Source organism: Geodermatophilus sp. FMUSA9-8 (genome assembly GCF_037034165.1).
Taxonomy (GTDB): Bacteria; Actinomycetota; Actinomycetes; order Mycobacteriales; family Geodermatophilaceae; genus Geodermatophilus; species Geodermatophilus nigrescens.
On the sequence record NZ_JBAGKE010000003.1, the window covers coordinates 460,073 to 479,406 of the forward strand.

Below are 19,334 nucleotides of genomic sequence, written 5' to 3' on the forward strand. Positions count from 1 at the left end.
CGGCGATCGTTGTCCTTGCATTCCCGCTCGGTGCACTGTCCGTCTGTCGCCGCCGTCGGTGGTCACGTACAACCGGATCGCGGGAAATTCGATGTGCGCTCGAGACCGACCAGGTCCAGGACATTGGCGGCGGGACTGGTGTCGTCGGCGACAATCTTCAGGGCCTGGTCGTGAACGGCGTGCTGATCACGGACGGCGAACAGCACTTTCACGCCCGCGCTGGCCAGCACGGTCACTGCATTGAGATCCAGCACGAGCGGATGGAGGCCGCCGCGGCTGGCTGTGGACAGGTCCTCGGCGAGTTCCCCAGCGGTGGCCATGTCCACCGGGCCGGTGACGCGCAACATGCGTGCAGGTCCGGGGTCGAGGCTGGTCGAGAAGTCCACGCCAAGCCTTTCCGTCGAGGAGATCGCGGGCCGGGCAGCGAGCTGCGCAGGACGGGCGAGCCGACGCCGGACGGTGACCACGGTCCCGGTGGCGCGGTTCTTGGTCGGTCCTCGGAGGACAGCGTGGGTGTCTGTCCCGACATGCTCGATGTGTACGTCGTCAAGGACGGCGCCGGTCAACCACAGCCCACGACCGCTCGTATCGGCGGGAGTCGGGCCAGGGTCGCGCCAGCTCCCGTCATCGCCAACCCCCAACCGCAGCGTCCCACTCGCGTCGAGGCGGGCGTCGACGCGAACGGGGCCGGGCTGTCCGGGTGGATAGGCGTGCTCGATCGCGTTGGCGACCAGCTCGCTGACGGCCAAGTCGATGCCGGCCACCTCACGGTCGGCCAGGTTGAGCGGCCTCAGCCAGTCCAGCAGCGCGTCGCGTAGCTCGGCCAGTCGGCTCGCTTCGGCGGGAAACTTGAGGTGGAACTCCTCGATTGGGACCGCCCGACGTTGTGCGGTCAATACGGTGACGTCGTCGTTGAAGCCTTCACGGGTCAGCAGCTCCACGCTCTGCTGACCGACCCGCTCAGCCACCGATTCCGGCGCCCCAGTGGGCAGTACCGTGTTCGCGGCCGCGTCCCGGGCGACCCGGGCCAGGCGGTCCAGGCCTGCGTCGAGAGGATCGCCGCGTCGCTCGACGAGTCCGTCGCTGTAGAGCAGCAACAACTCACCCGGCGCCAGACTGTCCGTCGAGGTCGGTACGGGCCCGGACCCCGTGCCCAGCGGCCCGGCACCGGGCGCCGCGAGGTAACGCGCTGACGCGTCCGACCGCAGGACGAGCGGCGGCGGATGCCCGCACGTGCTGTATCGCAGTGCACCGCTGGCCGGATCCAGTACGGCCACGCACACGGTGGACGCCCGGAAAGCCGGCGTTCGGGTGGCCAGCTCGTCGACATGCTGCAACGCCAGCTGCAGATCGCCCGTCGTGATCAGGTGATCGTTGAGCACGGCCCGCAGCTGGCCCATGGCCGCTGACGCGGCCACGCCGTGCCCGACCACGTCGCCGATCACCAGTGCTACCGACCCGTCCGACAGCGGAACGGCGTCGAACCAGTCCCCACCAGCCGCCTGGTCCTGCTCGGCCACCAGATAGCGAGCGGCGATGTCCGCGCCCGGCAGCACCGGCACCCCGGTCGGCAGCAGCGCCTGCTGCAACTCCACGACGACATCGCGCGCCGCCTCGTACCGCCGCTGCGCCTCGGTCTCGCGCCCTTCGGCAGCCTGCCGTTCACGGACCCGCTCGGTCACGTCGACGCAGAGCACGTTCAACCCGGTCACTGTCCCGTCGGGGCCATGCACCGGATAGACGTTGAAGTCGAGGAACACCTCGACCGGAACACCATCCTGCTCGAACTGCAGCCGCCACTCCCGTTTGGACTCCACACGCCCCGTTGCGAAGACCCGGTCGACGATCGGGAGCAACTGCTGCCCCTCGGCCTCAGGAACGGCCTCACGAGCCGGCAGCCCGACCAGGTCCGGCTTGCCGATCATCGCGCGATAGGCCGCATTCGCGGCCACGAACCGCTGCTCAGGGCCTGCGAAGGCGGCCAGCATGACCGGCAGCGTCTCGTAGGCATCTCGGACGACGTCGGCCTCACCCGAACGGTGAGCGTCGCTCACGCTGATCACCCGCCTCGGTCGATGACATGCCAGCCAGGCACGGTTGGGCCGCCCACCGCAACCCGCGGAGAATCTTGCCCGGTACCCGCGATCCGCGCCTTCGGACCGCTCGCGGCGGACCGTATCGGCGTCATGCTCGATGAGCTGCGGATCGCGCATGCCAGCCATGAAGGATCTCGCGAACACAGAAGGCAGGTCGGAACTCCACAGGTGGCCTGACCGATCGACGTTGCCACCGCCGGCCGGTTCGCCGACGAGCTCGGCGCTGCCGCGCGCGGCGGACTGCATCCGCTCCTCGTGGACCTGACCGCGGTGGAGATCCTGGCCAACGCCGGCGTGCGGGTGCTCTTTGAGTATCGCGACCGGTTCGCCACTACCGGTCACCCGCCGACGCTCGTGGCCGCCGCCGGCAGCCCTGCCCAGCGCGTCCTCGACCTCGTCGGCCTCGACCATCAGCGCGGTGCGCAATAGTTTGGGGTAGCGGTCCGGTTGGGGATCTGCCGGCCATCGCCATGGAAGATGCATGAACGGGAGAGGCCGATGAGCGAAGGACAGCCCGCCACCGAGCTCGCCCTGGAGTTCTTCGCTCTCAATGACTACCTGCGTGCCGGCGGCGACAGAACCTCCGCGTTGCAGCGGCTCGTCGAACTCGCGACGTCGTCGGTGCCCGGCTGCGAGTGGGCCGGGGTGACGGTCTGGCCCGCCGACAGCGAGCCGCGCACCCTGGCACGGTCCGGCGATGTCGCGCAGTCCGTCGACGACCTGCAGTACGAGCTGGGCGAGGGGCCCTGTCTCACCGCTACCAGCGACCGCGCCGCGGTCCACATCTCCGATGTGGCCACCGAGAACCGGTGGCCGGCCTTCTGCTCAGCCTCGCAGGAGCGCACACCGCTTCGCGGGGTCCTGTCCTTCCACCTCGCCGACGAGCCGCATCGCTCGGCGCTCAACCTCTACACCGCCCGCCCCGGGGCCTTCGACGACGACGCATTCGGCACCGGCGCACTGTTCGCCGCCCACGCCAGGGTCCTGATGTTGCACGCCGACGCCGCGGTGAAGGCTACAGATCTCACCCAGGCGCTGAGCACCAGCCGGCAGATCGGTGCGGCCGTCGGCATCCTCATGAACGCCCACAAGATCACCGCAGATCGGGCGTTCCAGTTGCTCGCCTGCACCAGCCAGCAGCTCAACCGCAAGCTCCGTGACATCGCCGAGGACGTCACTCTGACCGGGATCCTTCCGAACAAGCGGTGACCCGGAAGGCGACCCGGCGGCCACGCTGCCGGACCGCCGGGCCTGGGACGCCCATTACCCGGGATCACCGGCGCCCGTGCCGCATCGCTACCCGCTCCATGCCGCCCGCACGCGCACTCCCGACCTCTCGGAGGTCACAGGGGCAGTGGCTGCATTGCGGTGCGCGGGCGATCAGCGCGTCCATTCGAACTCGCCCAGGCAGCGCCGCAATGTCTTGGCCCTCCGGGTGCCGATGCGAAGCTCCAGCTCGGTGAGGATGTCGTAGGCCTCTCCCGCGAGCGAGCTGCCGGCGTCGGTCAGGCAGACCAGCCGGCCGCCACGCCGCGCCGGGTTGCTGCGCATCTCGAGCAAGTCCATCCGCACCAGGCCGTCAACCAGGTCCTGCACGGCCTGCCGGGTGTGACCCAGCCGACGAGCGAGCTCGGCAGGCGGAACGCCGTCCCGTTCGAGGAAGGCGAACAGCAGGGATTGGGCGGGACTCAGCCGCGGCCAGCCACGGCGAGCCAGCTCGTCCAGGGTACAGGCGTCGAACCAGCGGCTGGCCAGCAGCAGCAAGCGGGCCAGCGGCGGCTCGGCCACAGGTACGTCTCGGCCCATCACCCGAGGCTAGAGGGCGGTCGCCATGGCCGCCGTGACGGCGGAGCACTCGCGGGCGTCCGGCGTCAGGATTCCTGACCGTCCTGCTCTAGGCTGTCCCGGCCGGTCGAGCACAACGAGCTGGCGCAGACACGTGCCCGCAACCGGAGGACCTGGTGGACGAGACGTCGAGGCACGGCGGCGCGCCCGACGCGGCCGTGGGGGACGGCGACATCCCGGTACCGCTGGACGAGGTCGCCGCCCAGCTCCGAAGCGAGCTGGCCATCGGCGCCGCCGGCATCGGCACGTTCGACTGGGACCTGGAGACCGGCCATCTGGACTGGGACCAGCGGCTGGAGGAGATCTTCGGCTACGCCACCGGCGAGTTCGACCACACCATCGCCGGCTTCAACGACCGGCTGCACGAGGACGACGTGGCACGGGTCGGCGACGCGCTCGAGGACGCGATCGAGAGCTGCGGTGACTTCCAGGCGCTCTACCGCGTACGGCCGCCTGGCGGAGACCTGCGCTGGGTGGCCGCGCGCGGGCGTGCCCTGTGCGACGTCGATGGGCGGGCGACGCGACTGCTCGGCGCCGCCTACGACGTCACCGATCAGCACGTCGCGGACGAGGGCGTGGTCCGGGTGCTGGAGGCCATGCCGGCCGGCTTCTACTCCCTGGACCGGGCCTGGCGCTTCACCTACGTCAATGCGGAGGCCGAGCGGCTCCTGCAGCGCAGCCGCGCCGAGCTGGTCGGCCAGGTGATCTGGGATGCCTTTCCCGCGACCGTCGGCTCGGTCTTCGAGGACGGCTACCGCCGGGCGGCCGATGGCGAGCCGGTGTCGTTCGAGGCCCACTACCCGCCCCCACTGAACGGCTGGTACGAGATCCGGGCCTGGCCCAGTCCCGACGGGGTCTCGGTGTACTTCCTGGAGGTCACCGCCCGCCGGTCGGCCGAAGAGGCAGCGCGACGGGCCAATCAGCGGCTAGCGCTGGTGGCGGAGGCCAGCATCGAGCTCGGCCGGTCCCTCACCGCTGACGCGGCCACCACCCGGCTACCCCAGCTGGTCGTGCCGACGCTGGCCGACGGCGCGATCGTCACCGTCTTCGACGCCCGTCGCCTTCCCCGCAGCGCCGGCAGCTGGCACGCCGACCCGCAGACACGACCCCTGCTGCAAAACTACGCCGCCGCGCGCCTGCCTGTCCTTCTCAGCATCCCGACGGTTACGCAAGCCCTCACCACCGGTTCTCCCGTGTCCGTCGACGGCGACGAAGCCCTCGGTCTCCTGCACGACGAAGCCTCTCGCGAGCTGCTGCGTCGACTGGCGCCGCGCTCGGTCCTGCTCGTCCCCCTACAGGGCCGCGGCCGCACCCTGGGACTGCTCACCCTGCTCTTCGGCGGACGGCGGCGCCTGAACGACGACGATCTCACCGACGTGCAGGACCTGGCCGACCGCACGGGACTGGCCCTGGACAACGCCCTGCTCTACGACGAGCAGCGGCAGGTCGCCGAGCAACTGCAGCACAGCCTGCTCACCGCTCCCCCCGAGCCCGACCACGCCGAGATCGTCGTCCGCTACCTGCCGGCCGTGAGGTCCGCCGCCGTCGGCGGCGACTGGTACGACGCCTTCCTCCAGCGGGACGGCGCCACCGTCCTGGTGATCGGCGACGTCGTCGGCCACGACATCCAGGCCGCCGCCACCATGGGCCAACTCCGCGGGCTGCTGCGCGGCATCGCCACCACCGGCAGTCCCGGCCCGGCCCAGGTCCTGACCGATCTCGACAGCTCGATGGCCCTGCTCGACGTGGCCACCCTGGCCACCGCCGCCGTCGCCCGCCTCGAGCAGACCGCCGACGAGCGGGCGCGCGGCGTCACCCGCGTGCGCTGGGCGAACGCCGGCCACCCACCGCCGTTCGTGGTGCACCGCGACGGCACCGTCGCCGCCCTGGCCACCGAACCCGGTGAGATGCTGCTCGGCGTCGACCCCAGCGCGCGGCGCACCGAGTCAGTCATCACCCTCGACCACGACGCGACCGTCATCCTCTACACCGACGGCCTCGTCGAACGCCGCGACGAGTTCCTCGATGACGGCCTCGCCCGGCTGCGCGCCGCCCTCACCCGGCACGCCAACCGCTCGCTGAGCGAGCTGCCCGACCTGCTCATCGACGACCTGGTCGAGGGCCGCTCCCTCGACGACATCGCGATCGTCGCCATCCGGCTCCACCGCCAGGACCGGCCCCGTCCGGCCGAGGCCGGACCCGTCGCGATCCCCGACGCCGTCGACGGCGGACGGTAGGCCGCATCGCACTCGACATGCTCGGCATCGAACCTGGAGCGCGAGGTCTCCGTCGCCGTCGTCCGCTTTCCGAGACGGAGCTGTAACAGCACGGCTCGTCCGGACCGTCGGCGGGCTCTCCCCCGCGGACTCGGAACCGCTCTGTCGATCAGCGGGCCGCAGTCCGGGACGGGAGCGATGAGCGAACCTCTGTAGGGACACCGGCCGCCGCCTAGCCGCCACGCAGGCACGTCGCCGATCGGCCAGTGGGAGCCGGCGGGTCCCGCCGACCTGACCGCCGACCGGCGTCAGCTGGCTTCCGCACTCCAGGATGGCGACCGGCCTGACGGGGTCGATGACAGCGCGGTCGAACGGCTGCTGCTGGCCTTCGAGGAACCGGTCAGCAACGGGCTGCGGCACGGCACCCCACCTGTGCGCGCATCGGTGACCATGCTCGGAGACTCCTGGCTGCTCACCGTCAGCGATGCCGCGCCGGACCAGCCTCCGGCGCCCGCGATCGGCCGGGACGCCGCGGACGGCGGACTCGGCCTGTACCTGATTGCTCGGCTGTGCAGCGCACACGGCTGGTTCCAGGACGGCACCCGGAGAACTGTGTGGGCCCGCCTCGACCATCGCGAGGCCGAGAGCCTACCGACCGCCGTTTCCCGACTTCGACCGCGGGACGGCAGCAAGGACTCCCCCCGACTCCGGTGACTGCTAGGCCCGTCGGATCCGCGCCCAATACGCGACCCGGCATGAGGCGGTCACCCTCCACTCCCCGATCGCCGAAGTGGTGGTCTGCCGGTCGCTGATGCCGATGATCGCGGTGAGGCACGCACGGTCCCATAGACACGCGTGCGCCGTCGGCAGACGCTGTGTCGGGTGTGCGCCGGCCGGGACTCGGCCGCCGTTCACGCGAGCAGTTGCAGTTCGCGTCCGGTGCGCCATTCGAGCAGGACGATGCTGGCGTCGTCCTGAAGCTGGTCGGACTGGTGGGTCAGTACCTGGCGCATCAGGCGGCGGACGGTCTCCGGGGCGGCGTCACCGGCGGCCACGGCGCGGAGCACGAAATCGGCGAGCCGTTCCTCGCCGAAGAACTGGCCTTGCGGCGAGCGTGCCTCGATGATCCCGTCGGTGTAGAGCAGCAGCTGGTCGCCGGGCTGCAGCCGGGTCTCGCACTCCAGTGGCTTGCCCGACTGCAGCCCCAGCGGCCGGGCCGGTGGGCAGGCAGGAAGATGAAGAAGCGACCCGTGTCGCAGGATCAGCGGGGCGGGGTGGCCGGCGTTGACCCAGCGCAGCTGCCCAGTTTCCAGGTCCAGGCGCACGATCGCGGCGGTGGCGAACTGGCTGGCGCTGAACTGCTGAGCGATGACGGCGTCCATGGCCTGGCTGATGTCGGGCAGGTCGAGTTGGCTGCGGCGGGCGTGCCGGTAGGCGCCGACGGCGGCGCCGGCCAGCAGCGCGGAGGCCAGGCCGTGCCCGACCGAGTCGAGCATGAGGATGTCGGCGGTGTCGTCGGTGACGGCGTAGTCGAAGGTGTCGCCGCCGATCTCGTAGGCCGGTTCCAGGGCGCCGGCGATGACGAAGCGGTCGGTGGCGAAGGTCAGTGGGGGCAGGAGATCCCATTGGATCTCCGCGGCCAGGGTCATCACCCGCCGCCGGCGGAGCCGGGAGAAGGCGTCGCTGTACAGGTCGTTGACGACGACGAGTTCGGCCACCAGCGAGGCCAGCGTGCGGGCCTCGTCCTCGCCCTCTGCCGTGCCGGCCTCCACTTGCAGCTCGATGACCCCCAGCCGTTCGGCGGCGTCGAGCAGCGGAAGCCACAGGTGGTGCCCGCTGCCGGGGCGCTCCGTGTGCGTCACCTGCATCCGCCGGTAGGCCAGTCCGGCGACCGTTCCCTCGACCGACAGCTCCTGACGCGGCGGGACACCGGGCCCGGGCAGCGGCAGGAGGGAGACCTGCTCGTAGTCGGCCAGGTAGATGACCGCCTCAGGAAAGCCCAGGTCGGCGGCGCGCGCCGCGACGGTAGGTGCGACGTCGTCGGCGGCGAGCAGGTGAGCCTCGCGCAACAGTCGCCGGATCGGATCCTTCGGCGGGATGTCGGACTCGGGGGACGTCACGGCTTCAGGCTCCCTGGGCGGCGGACGCGCCGCTCCTCGCGCGGCAGACGTGATGGACGGGCCGGGCATCGTCGCGGGCCGCCGCCGGTCGAGAAGCAGCTCTCAAGAGCTCCACGAAGCGACGTCTTCAGCAGGGTGAACCGCGTACCCGCCAGGACGCCCCACACACGTGGGACTGTCCCGGGGCTCGATCGTCGGCACCAGCGCCGCGACGGAATGGCTGTCGCCCGAGGGAGTCGGAGAGGCGGAGAAGGCGGTCGCGCCGCTGCCCGCAGCCCCGTGATCAGTCCCCCGCCGCGGTGGCGCACAGCGCCAGGGACGGGTGCCAGTTGCCCACGAGCTCGATGAGGACATGCTCCCCTTGCTGCTCGTCGAAGGCGGGCTCTACGACCCGGTTCCGGGGCTGCGACGCTCACGGCGTCCTACCGGTTGAACCGTCGACGAAATGGAACAGGAGTGGACTGAATACAGTCACATTCTCGGCCGATAGGCACGCAGATCAACTGCGTGACTCGCAACCGAGTCGCGTCCTCGCAGTTCCCTGTCCGCACGGTCGGTGCGCCCGTTGACCAGGAGTGACGTTGCTGAGCCTGAAGAGTCGACCGCAGGTTGGCCGCGATGAGCAGGATCTGGTCGACGCGCGGGCGAACGTCGACGCGGTGACTGCGGTGGTGACCGCTCTCTCGTCGGCGACGTCGCCGGCGGACGCGGTGCACACCGCGCTGGACGTGGTCCGGGAACGCTTCGGCTGGGCGTACGGCTCCTATTGGCGGATCGATGATGCCGAGGGTGCACTGCGTTTCGTGCAGGAATCGGGAGATGCCGGTGAGGAGTTTCGGCGGGTCACCCTGGCCGCCTCGTTCCGCGAGGGTGTGGGGTTGTCCGGCCGGGCGTGGCGGGCGCGGGACCTGGTGTTCGTGCCCGACCTGGGGGAGGTGAGTGACTGTGTGCGCGCGCCGGTGGCCCAGCGGGTGGGGGTACGTAGCGGTATCTGCTTCCCGCTTCTGGAGGCCGGGCAGGTCACCGGGACGATGGACTTCTTCGCCACCGAGACCGTGGAGCTGTCGGCGCGGCGGATGGACACCCTGCGCAGCATCGGTGTGCTGGTGTCCCAGGCGCTGGAGCGGCTTGCCGTGGCCGAGCGGCAGGCCGAGGCGGCGCAGGACATGGCGGCGGTGAACCGCGTCCTGCGCGACGTCTCCGGCGCGACGACCCAGGAGGACGCGCTCGGCCGGGCGCTGGACACGATTCGGACCGGATTCGGCTGGGCGTACGGCTCCGTCTGGCGCATCGACGAGACCCTGGGCGCGCTGCGCTTCGCGCAGGAGTCCGGTGACGCCGGGCAAGAGTTCCGCCAGGTCACGCTTGCTGCGACGTTCCGGGAGGGCGTGGGGCTGTCCGGCCGTGCGTGGCGGGCGCGGGACCTGGTGTTCGTTGCTGATCTCGCCGAGGTGACCGACTGCGTGCGTGCACCGGCGGCCCAGCGCGTCGGGGTGAAGTCCGGCGTCTGCCTGCCGATCATGGTCGGCGGCGCGGTCGTGGGCACCATGGACTTCTTCGCCACGACGACGCTGACCCTGTCGCCGGGACGGGAGGACGCGCTGCGGAACACCGCGTTCCTGCTCGGACAGGCCCTGGAGCGCTTCGCCGCCACGTCACGTCTGGAAACCGCGGGCCGCGAGCTGGTCACCTCGATCGAGGAAGTGGAGCGCAACGTGCTCTCGGCCACGACCGTGGCCAGCGACGGACACCGGCTGACCGCGGAGGCCAACCAGGTGGTGGCCAGCCTCGGAGAATCCAGCGCGGAGATCGGCAAGGTCGTCAAAGTCATCAGCGGCATCGCCGCGCAGACCAACCTGCTGGCGCTCAACGCCACCATCGAGGCCGCCCGCGCCGGCGAGGCAGGCCGGGGCTTCGCCGTCGTCGCCAACGAAGTGAAGGAACTGGCCAACGAGACCGCGACCGCCACGACCGAGGTCGACGCCAAGATCAAGGCGATCCAGGCACAAGTCGACCTGGTCACCACCGCGCTCGCCGAGATCGGCACCGCGGTCGAACGGATCAACGAGACACAGACCGTCATCGGCGGCGTGCTCACCGAACAGGCGGCAGTCACCAGAGCGATCCTGGACTGACGCGACCTGAGTGACGCGGCGAGGACTTCGGCGGCATCGGCTTTGAGCCCGAACGGTCCGGCGAACATGCAGCCCGCGAGAAGTGACGGTCGGAGTCGTTGCGGCGGGCGACGTCGTCGGCGGCGACCGGCTCCTAGCCTCTACCGGTGCTGTCCTTCCGCTGATTTCACCGGACGGCTGTCAACGGCGCTCGTCGTCTGCGTCGACAGTCCCGGGGGCAACGAAATCAGGATGACGAGTACTGGACGCCTGCGGCGTGGCTACGCCTGGACCGTGAATTGCTTGGTGTGTGCCGTCGGATGGGTGGTGAGCCAGGCCCAGAGATTCTCCGGCGGCAGGGGACGGCTGAACAGGTAGCCCTGCACGGAGTCGCATGCCAAGTTCAGAAGGGCTACTCGCTGGGCGTCGGTTTCGACGCCCTCGGCGACCGCGCGCAGGCCGAGGGCGTGGGCGAGTTGGACGCAGCTGGTGACGATCGCCTCATCGCCGCCCTCAGTGCCGAGTCCGCGAACGAAGGACTGATCGATCTTGAGCTCGTCGATGGGGAAGCGCTTGAGGTAGGTGAGGCTGGAGTAGCCGGTGCCGAAATCGTCGACGGCGAGGCTGACTCCCAGCGCTTTGAGGTTCTGCAGTGTGTCCAGGGCGGCCTGCGGGTCACCCATCAGCGCCGTTTCGGTGATCTCCAGCGTGAGCAGGTCCGCGGGCAAGCCGTGGGTGGTCAGTGCGTGCGCGACAAGGCCGACCAGCCGCCGGTCGGCGAGTTGGCGCACCGAGAGGTTGACCGCCATCTCCAGGGGAGCCTTCGGGGTCAGCCGCTGCCAAGCTGCGGCCTGCGCGATGGCGTGGTCCAGGACCCAGGCGCCCAGTTCGCGGACGAGGCCTGACTCCTCGGCGAGGTCGATGAACGCAACGGGTGTGAGGAGGCCACGGGTGGGGTGCTGCCAGCGGACCAGGGCCTCGACGCCCAGCGGCCGGCCGGTGCCGAGGTCGACGCGGGGCTGGTAGTGCAGGCGGAGCTGCCCGTTCTCGATTCCGTGGCGGAGCTCGCCGAGCAATCGCAGCCGGTCGACGGCTGGGTCGGTCTGGGTGGGGTCGTGCACTTGGAAGCTGTTGCGGCCGGCGCCTTTCGCCTGGTACATCGCGATGTCGGCGCGGCGCAGCAGCCGGTCGGGGGTGTCGTCTGCCGGTTCCGCGACCGCAGCGCCGATGCTGGCCGACACGACGACTTCCAGGCCGTCGAGCACTACCGGCACGGCGAGGGCCTCCAGCAGGCGATTGGCCAGGGCGGCGGCGTCGTCGGTGTCGGCGAGCTGGTCGACGACGACGAACTCGTCCCCGGACAGCCGGGCGATGGTGCCTCCCTCGCGGACCGCGGCCCGCAGCCGCTGGGCCACGATGATCAGTAGCTCGTCGCCGGCGGAGTGTCCAAGGCTGTCGTTGACCGCCTTGAAGTGGTCCAGGTCGATGAACAGCAGACCCAGGCCCGACCGGTGAGTGGCGTGCTCGGTGAGCGCGGCGGCCAGGCCGGTGAGCAGGCCGGCCCGGTTGGGCAGACCGGTGAGGGCATCGTGTGACGCCCGGAACTGCAGGTCGGCCTCGGCGGCGGCTCTGCGTGCCTCGGACTCCTCAGCCTGGCGTAGCGCCGCGACCAATTCCTTCTCGTACTTCCGGCGCTCGTGCGCGCTGAAGACGATGACCCGGACGGTCGCCGGCTCCTGATCTGTGGCCGGCGTGCGGGAGGCGCTGAGCAGCGCCGCCCGGCGCGCTCCGGCGGCGTCGACGATCTCGATGGCCACCTCGGCGACGGCGCCGGTGACCAGCAGCTGCGGTCGGCTGTGCGTGGAGTACAGGATCCGGTCACCGACCGGCATCAGCTTCTGCATCGGGGTGCCGAGCAGCTGGGCGCGAGTGTAGCCGGTCCAGGTCAGAAAGGTGTCGTTGACCGCGGTGATGCTGCCGTCGTCGGCGGTGACCAGGTAGCCGCAGGGTGCCTGCTGGTAGAGCAGCTCGAAGTCCGGCGCGACCACCGGGCCGCCGTCGGGGTTCGCGGACGGGGTCGCCTGGTCGGTCGCGGTCAACGATCCGGGTGGAGATAGTCCGCGATCGCCGCCGCGGTCTCCTCCGGTGCGCTGACGTGCGGGCAGTGTCCGGTGGCGGCCAGCTGCACCAGGGTGCTGCCGACGATCTGCTGGTGCACGTACTGACCCACCTCCACCGAGGCCAGCATGTCCTCCGAGCACTGCAGGACCAGGGTGGGCGTGACTACCTGCGACAGCAGGTGCCGGGTGTCGGACAGGAAGGTGACCCGGGCGAACTCCCGGGCGGTGTCGGGGTTGGTCCGGCAGAAGCTGCCGGCCAGTTCCTCGCCCAGCTCCGGGCTGTCCGGGTTGCCCATCACCATCGGCGCGATGGCTGCGGCCCAGGCGAAGTAGTTGCTGTCCAGCGACTCCAGCAGGTCCTCGATGTCGGTCCGGGAGAACCCCCCGACGTAGCCGGTGGCCGGGTCGTCGATGTAGGAGGGGGACGGACCCACGAGCACCAGGTGCGCAAACCGGGACGGCTCGGCGACCGCCGCGACTACGGCCATCATCGCGCTCACGCTGTGCGCGACCAGAGTGACCTCGCGCAGGTTCAGCTCGGCACAGATCTCCAGCAGGTCCTGGGCGTATCCCTCCAGCGAGGAGTACTTGCCGCTCTCGTAGGCGGCGGGGTCTGACTGGCCGGCGCCCACGTGGTCGAACGCGACCACCCGGTAGTCGTCGGTGAAGACCGGAATCACCTTGCGCCACATGTCCTGGTCGCAACCGAACCCGTGCGCGAACAGCAGCACCGGGCCGTCCTGGCGGCCGGAGATGGTGACGTTGTTGCGGTCCAGAACGGTCGTGGTCAGCAAGAGAATCTCCGGTCTTGTCGAGGAGCCCTCGACCCGGGTGGACAAGGGAACTACCGACTCCATCGGTCGCCTTTCACCGGTCATGGACGCCGAAGCGCGACAGCATCACCACTTCTGGTGAGCCACGTCGGACCCCAGCAGCGGCGCAAGGAATCGCCCGTGCCCTCGTGCATCAAGCCGATGAGGTCACGGGTCACCAACCGTCGTCCGTGCTCGATGCATTCCCGCCGGTGGGCTCCTCAGCCGTCTCGTGACCAATTCACTCAAGCTTCGGCTGGGGCCAGGGAACCAGCGGCGGCAGCCGGTCACCAAGCTTCGGGACGCCGCCGACGGCGCGAGGGATGTGGTGGTGCTCGTGGCTGCCGGCGGCGTGGGCGATGGCGGCGAGGACGAGGGTGAGGGCGTGGCGGTCGAGGCCGGCGGCGAGGTCGCCGAGGTCGACGGGATGGCCGTCGGCGATGCTGGCGGCTGCCCGCAGGACCTGTTGGTCACTGCTCCTGCCGGTGATCGTGCCGATGCGCAGGGCCCCGTCGACGTCGGGCCAGTAGATGTGGGCCCACAGTCCCTCCCCTTCCACGTTCCCGTCGACGGTGATCAGGCCGGCGTGCTGCAGCTGCGGCAGCCAGTGGCCGGAGGTGATCAGCAGGAGGATCGCGGCCTCGTCGCAGTAGTCGCCCAGAGCGGCACGCAGCAGGGCGTTCTCCACGCCGACCGGGTCGAGGTCGGCGGCTCTGGGTTCGAAGATCACTGGTGTTCTCCTTTCCCGGCCGGCGGGGTCGGGGGAAGTGTGCCGTTGGGGTCTGACAGCGCGGCCGGTGCTGGTGTGCGACGGCGGTCGCGGTGCTGGTGAGCGCGTCGGGCCGGCAGGCCCGCCGGCAGCTTGCTGACGGGTGGCCTCGACGCGCCAGCGGCGGGGCCGCGCGCGACCCCCGCCGCCAGCCGGTAGGCCGACCCAGCCCCTGCCTCGGCGTGGCGGCCCCCGCGGGGGTGCGGGGACGGCCGAACGTCGGTCAGGTTGCGTTCGGAGCGGGATCGGCGGTGGGTTGGTCGGCGTCGATGATCTGTCGTTCGATGTCGGCCAGGGTGTAGCCGCAGGACTCCAGGAACCGCAGCCAGCGGGCGTCGCTGGCGCCGGGGTTGCGCCAGGACTGGCGGTGCAGCCCGGACTCGATGGCTCCGGCGATGTGGGCCAGCAGCGCCACGGGGAGCCGGGCGTCGGGCACCTGTTCACCGCTGGTCAGCGTGAGCGAAGGCTTGTCCCGGGTGGCCCACCACTGGCCGGGGGCGTCGATGCCGAGGTCGGCGGCGGCAGAGTCGTGGGCGCGGTTGGGCTGCCCGGACAGCCAGCGGGACAGCGCCCGCGGGTCGGCGGCCATCGTTTCGACGGCGAACCGCAGCGCAGCCTTGGGCGCGGTCTTGCGCTGCAGCAGGCCCTTGACCCACTCCCGGCGGGTCTCGTTAGCGGCGGCCATCGCCTTGTTGTTCTCGATGGTGGTCCGCCGCTCGGCCGCGGCGGCCTCCCGTTCGGCGTCGCCGGCCGGCTCACTGCCTGCGTTGCCGGGCAGGGCGGTGGCCGTCCAGCGGTCGCGGTGGCCGTTGCCGGCCGGATCGGTGCACACCTCCACGGCTTGCGGCCCCTGCCAGCCGCTGGTGTTCACGTAGACCGCCGCGCCGGGGCAGCCGGCGTGGCCGTCGGCGGTCAGCGGCTGGCCGTCGTGCTCGAGGTCGGCCAGCCGGGTGGCGGCGCGGCCGGTGTCCTCGTCCAGGGCAGTGCGCCCGGCGGCCGTCAGCTCGGCGAGCAACGCGGCGGCGTGTTCGGCTTCCTGCTTCGCCTGCTTGGCGCGGGTCAGCGCGTGGGCGAACCGCCCCGGCCCCTCCCCCGCTGCCGCGATCAGGGCTGCGGTGGTGTCGGGGTCGTCGGCGTAGACGGCGACGGCGGCGGCCTGGTCCAGTGTCAGCCCGGCACCGGCGACCGCGGCGGCGGTGTCGCCGTCCAGCTGGGCTACGCCGGCGGCCTTGGCGACCCGCTTGCGGTCCAGGCTGGTGGACTTGGCCACCCTGGTCAGGGGCACGCCGAGGTCGAGCATCGCCTGCACCCCGCGAGCTTCCTCCACCGCGGACAGACCGCGGCGGTGCAGGTTCTCGGCCAGCATCGCGCCAACGTGGCTGGCCTGGGCGGTCCGGTCGCCGTCGGCGGCGTTCCCGTCGAGGGCGAGGTCGGGGCGCAGCACGCACGGCACCGGGGTGACTTCGGCGAGGATCGCGGCGGCCGCCCGGCGGTGTCCGGCGACCAGCTGATGGCCCGGTGTGCCGTCGGCGGTGATGTGCGGGATCACGGTGAGGGCTTCCAGCACGCCCTGGGCGGCGATGGAGTCGGCCAGCCCGGACAGGTCGCCGAGGTCGTCGCGGATGTTGCGGGGGTGCACGGCCAGCTCCTGGGGGTCCAGCCACACCAGCCGGTGTGCCCGCCCATTGCCCTCGGCCGTGTCGGCGCGTGCGTTGCCGGTGCCGGCCGGGTCGACGTGCTCGGTCTCGCGCTGCTCGATCCCGGCACCTTGAGCGTTTTCGGTCGCGGAAGGCTCGTCGGGCGTGGTCTCCCGGCCGGTGTTCAGGGCGGCAACTGTCGTGGTCGTGGTCATGGCGGGTTCTCCTTCGATGCTCTGCGGGGTGGCGGTGCTCTCGGTGGCGGTGCTCTCGGTGGCAGTGCTGTCGGCGGGGGTGCTGGTGACGGTCATGTCGCGCTCTCCCCGCTCAGGCGGTGGCGAGGACGCGGGCGCCCCCGGGCTGCGCGACCGGTCCGGCGGGCGGGGACGTCTCCCCATCCCCCGGCGGGGTCTCGGTGGCCTCGGCGCCGTCGAGGTGGTCGAGGATGCGGCGGGCTGCGGCGGTCACCGTGGTCGCAGCGGCGCGGACGACGTCGACGTCCCCGGCCGACCAGGCGGCGACGTACGGGACGGTGTAAGCACCGGCGTCCAGTCCGGCCCAGGCGGTGACGATGTAGGCGACCGACTCGGCTTCGGCCTCGGCCCGCCCGCGGCAGCCCCGGTAGTCGAAGCCGTCGGCTGTGTGCCCGCACTCGATGTGCGCGAGTTCGTGGGCGAGGGTCTTGACCGCCTGCGCGTCGGCGACGTCCGGGCGGACCCGCACGGTATGGGCGGCCGGGTCGGTGAGGCCGTTGGCCTGCCCGCAGTCCTCGCGGGTGAGCGTGTAGCCGTGCGCGGCGACCTGATCGGCCAACGCGTCCCACAGGGCGGCGGGGGCGTCACCGGTCACCAGCTCCGGGCGGATCTCCGGCAGCGGGTCGCCGTCGGTCTGGGAGATGTCGAAGACGTGCGCGACCCGGAACCCGCGCAGCACCCGCGCCCCGGCACGCTGGTCGGCGTCCCCGCCGGCCGGCTCCCCCGCCGTCCCCGTCGACGTGCCCGTCGCCGTCGCGGCGGCGGGTGCCGCCTGGCCGGGGTCGGTGCTCTTGGGCGTGTAGGTGCACGGCGCCAGCACCGCGAGCCCGGTGGATCCCTTGACCACGCTGCGGCCCAGCGCCTTCCACGTGCCGAACCCGGCGACCCGGGTCGGGCTGAAGCCCAGCCGCGCGGCCTGCAGTTCGATCAGCAGCTGGTTGTTGAGGCTGTAGGTGTGGAACTTCGCGGCGGCATCGAGCATCGCCCGCCACTGGGGGTCGGCGGTCAGCGCCTCGACCTGCTCGCCGATCTGGTCGTGCAGGGCGGCGATCTTGGCTGCCCGCGCGGCGTCGGCGGCTTCCCGCTGCGCGGCGCTGAGGGGGGCGCGCTTGCCCCGCCCGCCCGTGCCGGTGCGGCTGCTGCTTGCCGTGCTGCTGGTGCTGGTCATCTGGACCCTCCCGGAACTGGAGCTGAAGCCGGTACGGGAGGGACTGCGGAGCAGGTGTCCTGCCACCCATTCCCCCGGCCCGTCCGGCGCAGAGCTCTGCTCAGGGGCCGGGAGCGACGGCGGGGGACGACCGGACCAAGACTGCTTCCGCAGCGGAGCGCCCGAAGGGCGGAAGGATCTTGGTCCGGTCGGGAGGAGGCGGCGCGGGAGGCCCCTACGCTGAGCTGCCGGACGGGTCGGGGGACCAGCAAGCGCAGCCCGCCGCAGGCGGACCTTGACGACGGCGCAGCCGGCGCCGCGCGCAGCGTGGCCCGCAGGGCGCTCCTGCCCTCCCCCACCGGCCCCGGCGCGACGACGCCGACGGCGCGCCCGCCAGATAGCGCGCCCGGGTCACGCGACACCTCCCGAGCGGCCCTGCCGAACCAGTAACGAGCCGCCCGGTGTCGCCGTGCCCCGGATGCGATGTCGTGCGCCATGGGTCGAGCGTGGCCAGGCCGGCGCTCGACCGAGGGCGTCGGTCTGGACTTGGTGGACAGAAGCTGTTGTCCACAGGGACCAGTTGCGCAGGAGCGCCCCCATTCGAGCGGCCTGCCTCGGCGGGACTGGGGAACAACAGGAGGACTACTGGAGAAGCCGTCACCCTGGCAGCGGACCTCCAGTCCTGTGGGCGCCCGGGTCGCCTGGGTGCGGACGGCCTCCCGAAGAACTGCTTCACAAGCGGGGGCAGCGCGGGTCCTGCTCACGGTCGCCGGTCGCGGCGGACAACCAGGCATCGCCTGGAGACGAACTGCAGGCGGTCACGGGAGACCGCTTGCTGGGACGGGGTCGAATCCAGCCACGGGACCCGGGGCCGTGTCCACCCGGCTGTCCCGGCGCCGACCCCGGCGCCGGTAGGTCAAGGCGCCTCCGTCGCTGGCAAGGGTCACGCCGGCCAGCTCGTGTGCGTCACACCGCTACAGGAGAACAACCGGAGACCGTCAGAGAAAGCTGGCTGTGAGGTGTCACCAACGGGCCCGAAATGGCGCCTTCTGTGGTGAAGGCACCGCCCAGCACCAACGATCCTCCGGGAGCCAGCCATGCCCGACCCCACCGCCGACCACGAGCCCGAGCTGCTCACCATCACCGAGGCCGCGGACGTGCTCCGCGCGCCCGTCGCCACCCTCCGGTACTGGCGGCACCTCGGCACCGGCCCGAACAGCTTCCGGCTCGGTAGGCGCGTCCTCTACCGCCGCGCCGACCTGCGCACCTGGATCGACGCACAAGCAGACCAGTCCCCCCGCCGATAGCCCCCACCGGAGAGCGGCGGGACCGGACACGGCACCGCTGCGCACTCGGGCACACGGTGCGGCCCGGCGGCCAGCCCCGGCTGTGGACGACGACGGTCCTCCACAGAAGCCGAACAGAACCGGTTCCGGCAGCGCCGGAACGGCGACGCTCCCAACACCGAGAGGAGCAAGCGATGGGATGGATGGGCCCGGTCGTGAACGGCCAAGCGCACGAGGGCTGGGTGGTTCCGCTGCTCGCCGACGGCGCGCAAGGAGCCGGCACCACCAGCTCCCGCGGCGTGCTGATAGCCCGCCGGCCCGACGACGGGCCCTACGACGGCGACCGGGTGCGGCTGGCCTACCGCGACGGCTGCACCGTCGAGGGCCTCTGGCAGGACCGCACGGTGATCGGCGGGAACGGGATCATGCCCGCCGAGCCTGGCGGCCAGGTGCACTGCGAGGTGATTGAGGAGGCCGAGGAGTGGCGGCCGGACGCGGAGGTGGTCGGCTGGGTCGCCGGCTGCACCTGCGGCTGGCGCGGCACCCCCTGGACCCGCGTCCCACCGGGGCTGGCCGACCCGGCGGCGCAGCGGCTCGCCGTTACCGGCCCGTGGGCCGATCTGGACGCCGCCGACGAGCACCGGGTGATCACCGAATGGCGACGCCACATCGCCGGATGGCAAGCCCTCGAAGACGTCGAGGAGGCCGCGGCCCGGCACGCCGCCGCCGCCCGCGGACTGGACGAGGCGGTACGCACCGCGCTCGCGGCCGGAGCCTCGTGGGCCGACATCGGCCGGGCCGCCGGCCTGACCGGCCAGTCGGCCACCGAACGGTGGTCTGACCGTGGCTGAGCAGCCGACCGGCCACCCCGGACCGAGCGAGCTCCCCTGCCGGGGCAGCAGACCGTGCTCGTCGTCG

At 71.6% G+C, this 19,334-nt stretch carries 15 protein-coding genes; 7 read left to right on the forward strand and 8 right to left on the reverse strand.

Annotated features, from left to right (window positions below):
• Positions 1-62: 62 nt before the first annotated feature.
• Positions 63-2,342, reverse strand: coding sequence for a SpoIIE family protein phosphatase (locus tag WA616_RS09495; protein WP_442901990.1), 2,280 nt, complete (start codon positions 2,340-2,342; stop codon positions 63-65).
• On the opposite strand from WA616_RS09495, the gene WA616_RS24490 reads away from it, so the two are divergent.
• Together WA616_RS24490 and WA616_RS09500 are read left to right on the forward strand one after the other, a co-directional pair.
• On the forward strand, positions 2,277-2,525 hold the full coding sequence (locus WA616_RS24490; RefSeq protein ID WP_442901991.1) for an STAS domain-containing protein: 249 nt from the start codon (positions 2,277-2,279) through the stop codon (positions 2,523-2,525). The genes WA616_RS09495 and WA616_RS24490 overlap by 66 nt on opposite strands.
• A gap of 69 nt (positions 2,526-2,594) precedes the next feature.
• A complete protein-coding gene (locus WA616_RS09500; protein ID WP_336029199.1) occupies positions 2,595-3,305 on the forward strand; it encodes a GAF and ANTAR domain-containing protein in 711 nt (236 codons plus the stop codon).
• 171 nt (positions 3,306-3,476) lie between these two features.
• Here the strand turns inward: WA616_RS09500 and WA616_RS09505 are convergent, their stop codons facing one another.
• Positions 3,477-3,884 carry a MarR family winged helix-turn-helix transcriptional regulator gene (locus WA616_RS09505; protein WP_336029201.1) on the reverse strand — a complete coding sequence of 136 codons (408 nt, stop codon included), beginning with the start codon at positions 3,882-3,884 and terminating at the stop codon, positions 3,477-3,479.
• Between the two features lie 173 nt (positions 3,885-4,057).
• On the opposite strand from WA616_RS09505, the gene WA616_RS09510 reads away from it, so the two are divergent.
• Together WA616_RS09510 and WA616_RS09515 are read left to right on the forward strand one after the other, a co-directional pair.
• Entirely contained in the window at positions 4,058-6,178 is a 2,121-nt protein-coding gene (locus tag WA616_RS09510; protein WP_336029203.1) for a SpoIIE family protein phosphatase, read from the forward strand.
• A 291-nt stretch (positions 6,179-6,469) separates the two neighbouring features.
• The gene (locus WA616_RS09515; RefSeq protein ID WP_336029285.1) at positions 6,470-6,871 is read left to right on the forward strand and encodes an ATP-binding protein; all 402 of its coding nucleotides are present in this window, start codon (positions 6,470-6,472) and stop codon (positions 6,869-6,871) included.
• Positions 6,872-7,068: 197 nt separating this feature from the next.
• On the opposite strand, the gene WA616_RS09520 is transcribed toward WA616_RS09515, so the two are convergent.
• Entirely contained in the window at positions 7,069-8,277 is a 1,209-nt protein-coding gene (locus WA616_RS09520; RefSeq protein ID WP_336029205.1) for a PP2C family protein-serine/threonine phosphatase, read from the reverse strand.
• A gap of 581 nt (positions 8,278-8,858) precedes the next feature.
• On the opposite strand from WA616_RS09520, the gene WA616_RS09525 reads away from it, so the two are divergent.
• The gene (locus tag WA616_RS09525) at positions 8,859-10,412 is read left to right on the forward strand and encodes a GAF domain-containing protein (RefSeq protein WP_336029207.1); all 1,554 of its coding nucleotides are present in this window, start codon (positions 8,859-8,861) and stop codon (positions 10,410-10,412) included.
• Between the two features lie 260 nt (positions 10,413-10,672).
• Here the strand turns inward: WA616_RS09525 and WA616_RS09530 are convergent, their stop codons facing one another.
• The 5 genes from WA616_RS09530 to WA616_RS09550 all read right to left on the reverse strand — a co-directional run bounded on the left by WA616_RS09530 (position 10,673) and on the right by WA616_RS09550 (position 17,151).
• Positions 10,673-12,490, reverse strand: coding sequence for an EAL domain-containing protein (locus WA616_RS09530; protein ID WP_336029208.1), 1,818 nt, complete (start codon positions 12,488-12,490; stop codon positions 10,673-10,675).
• Positions 12,487-13,305, reverse strand: coding sequence for an alpha/beta fold hydrolase (locus tag WA616_RS09535; RefSeq protein ID WP_336029209.1), 819 nt, complete (start codon positions 13,303-13,305; stop codon positions 12,487-12,489). The genes WA616_RS09530 and WA616_RS09535 overlap by 4 nt, the downstream gene beginning before the upstream one ends.
• Positions 13,306-13,564: 259 nt before the next feature.
• Positions 13,565-14,053: a hypothetical protein gene (locus WA616_RS09540; protein WP_336029211.1), complete on the reverse strand. Its 489-nt coding sequence runs from the start codon at positions 14,051-14,053 to the stop codon at positions 13,565-13,567.
• A gap of 262 nt (positions 14,054-14,315) precedes the next feature.
• Positions 14,316-16,040, reverse strand: a complete 1,725-nt coding sequence (locus WA616_RS09545) for a ParB/RepB/Spo0J family partition protein (RefSeq protein ID WP_336029213.1) — start codon at positions 16,038-16,040, stop codon at positions 14,316-14,318.
• A gap of 16 nt (positions 16,041-16,056) precedes the next feature.
• Positions 16,057-17,151, reverse strand: a complete 1,095-nt coding sequence (locus tag WA616_RS09550) for an ArdC-like ssDNA-binding domain-containing protein (protein ID WP_336029216.1) — start codon at positions 17,149-17,151, stop codon at positions 16,057-16,059.
• A gap of 1,076 nt (positions 17,152-18,227) precedes the next feature.
• Between WA616_RS09550 and WA616_RS09555 the strand changes: the two genes are divergently transcribed.
• Both WA616_RS09555 and WA616_RS09560 read left to right on the forward strand, forming a co-directional pair.
• Positions 18,228-18,437 carry a helix-turn-helix transcriptional regulator gene (locus tag WA616_RS09555; protein WP_336029219.1) on the forward strand — a complete coding sequence of 70 codons (210 nt, stop codon included), beginning with the start codon at positions 18,228-18,230 and terminating at the stop codon, positions 18,435-18,437.
• 173 nt (positions 18,438-18,610) lie between these two features.
• Positions 18,611-19,267, forward strand: coding sequence for a hypothetical protein (locus WA616_RS09560; RefSeq protein ID WP_336029221.1), 657 nt, complete (start codon positions 18,611-18,613; stop codon positions 19,265-19,267).
• The last annotated feature ends 67 nt before the right edge of the window (positions 19,268-19,334 follow it).

What these genes read in the sequence shown, in the direction of transcription:
- WA616_RS09545 (WP_336029213.1), bottom strand. Translation starts at nt 16,040, where the DNA reads ATGACCGTCACCAGCACCCCCGCCGACAGCACTGCCACCGAGAGCACC.
- WA616_RS09495 (WP_442901990.1), bottom strand. Translation starts at nt 2,342, where the DNA reads ATGCAGTCCGCCGCGCGCGGCAGCGCCGAGCTCGTCGGCGAACCGGCC.
- WA616_RS09555 (WP_336029219.1), top strand. Translation starts at nt 18,228, where the DNA reads ATGCCCGACCCCACCGCCGACCACGAGCCCGAGCTGCTCACCATCACC.
- WA616_RS09560 (WP_336029221.1), top strand. Translation starts at nt 18,611, where the DNA reads ATGGGATGGATGGGCCCGGTCGTGAACGGCCAAGCGCACGAGGGCTGG.
- WA616_RS09500 (WP_336029199.1), top strand. Translation starts at nt 2,595, where the DNA reads ATGAGCGAAGGACAGCCCGCCACCGAGCTCGCCCTGGAGTTCTTCGCT.
- WA616_RS09550 (WP_336029216.1), bottom strand. Translation starts at nt 17,151, where the DNA reads ATGACCAGCACCAGCAGCACGGCAAGCAGCAGCCGCACCGGCACGGGC.